Genomic DNA, 1623 nt, shown 5'->3' with positions numbered 1-1623 from the left:
CGGAGGAGTTCGAACGAGGCTCGGCCGTACATAGCCCGCTTGAGTGTCTTCACCCGGTTCACGTTTCCTTCGACGACTCCAGAGCTCCAGGGCAGGGTCAGGCCGGCGGTCACTGCGTCGAGGTCCTGGCGGAGGAAGCCGGCGAAGCCCTTCATGGGCTTCGGTGCGTCCTGCTCGGCCTGCTGGATCCACTCCAGCAGCAGGTATCCGCGCTGGTGACGGAGCATGTCGGCGAACGCCCGAGCGAGGTCGCAGGCCCGGGTGATGTCCGGGCAGGCGAGCCGGACTTGAAGGAGTCGCTCCTCCTGGCTCTCGGTGAGCGTCTCCCGGGGCCGCATGATCCACGAGGTGATCTTGCGGGCGCTCGGGATGTCGGCCCGGACCGGTTCGGCGGTGCCCGCGCGGAGGGCGGCGAGGTGTTTGCGGACGACCTGGCGGCTGCCGCGGTAGCCGCGGCCCTGGATCTCCAGGAAGAGCTGGGTGCCGCTGGCCTGGCCTTGGGTTTCGGTGAAGCGGGCGTTGAGGTATGCCTTGAACGGCTCCAGGACGCCGTTGGGGCGTCGCTCGCGGGCGGAGGCCAGCAGCTCGTCGAGAGCGGTGTCGCGGAAGCGGCGAACGGTCTTGCGGTCGAGGTTGAGACGGCGGGCGATGGCGCTGATCGTCCAGCGTTTCTCCAGCAGGCGGTGGATGTCCTCGTAGCGGTGGCGGGTGCGTTCGATGATCTGGGTGCGGGGCAGTTCCGCGGGCGGTGACAGCATCGGGGGCGGCTCTGGCGCCTCGGTCACCGTCTCCTCCTCGGCACGTTTGCGCAGGAAGTCGCGGTGCTGGTGGCAGGTCTTCTCCACCGCAGCGGACAGGTTCTGCAGCAAATGCCAGCGATCAGCGACTTCCAGGGCATGAGGGGCGGCTTCCCTGACCGCCTTGGTGTAGGCGGTGGCCCGGTCCCGGGCAGATGATCTCGGCTCCGGGATGCTCGGTGAGCCAGGCCGCGAACGTCTCCGAGGTGCGGTCGGGCAGTACGTCCACGACCCGGTCGGCCTCGACGTCGACCAGCACGGTGCCGTAGGTGCAGCCCTTGCGGAAGGCGAACTCGTCCACCCCCAGCACCCGCGGCGCGCGGTTCGGCACCGTCGGCGCTGTCAGCAGCCTGAGCAGCCGGGTCCGGCCCGCGGCCAGCCGCAGGCGGCGGCACAACCGCGCGGCCGGACGTCCGCCGAGCTCGATCGCGATCGTCCGCAGCCAGCCTGTCAGCCCGGTGCTGGAGCGACGGTGCCGCTCGGACAGGCCCGGCACCTGCTCGACGAACGTCTTGCGGGAACAGCTCTTCCGGTCACAGAAGTATCGGCGGACCCGCAGCCGGACTATGACCCGGTGAGAGCCCAACGGCCTTTCATCCAGGTCGCGTTGATACGAGCTTTGTGTGTGCCTCGCCTGTTTCCGGCAGTCCGGGCACCGGCCCGGGCGAGCGGTGGACACCGCCTCCACCACCAGGACTTCGGAGGAGCCGCTGACGCGCTCCACTCGCACATCGATCCCGGGAAACAGCACAAGCCTCGACCGTCTTGCTCGCCATGCCGGGACATACTCTGCCGAAACGATCCCTCGCTCACTTCGCTGACCTGG

2 protein-coding genes are annotated in these 1623 nt (G+C 69.1%); both read right to left on the bottom strand.

Features of this window, described 5'->3' with window-relative positions:
* A partial coding sequence (locus tag H4N64_RS44070) for a transposase (protein ID WP_260860460.1) occupies nucleotides 1-893 on the bottom strand: 893 nt, incomplete at its 3' end.
* Nucleotides 880-1476, bottom strand: a complete 597-nt coding sequence (locus H4N64_RS44065) for a transposase (RefSeq protein WP_418896346.1) — start codon at nucleotides 1474-1476, stop codon at nucleotides 880-882. The genes H4N64_RS44070 and H4N64_RS44065, both read right to left, overlap by 14 nt.
* Between the last annotated feature and the right edge of the window lie 147 nt (nucleotides 1477-1623).

It is taken from the genome of Streptomyces cupreus (assembly GCF_014257025.1).
GTDB classification, from domain to species: Bacteria; Actinomycetota; Actinomycetes; order Streptomycetales; family Streptomycetaceae; genus Streptomyces; species Streptomyces cupreus.
Note: the sequence above shows the minus strand (reverse complement) of the source record. Positions and strands in the feature narration are given on the sequence as shown.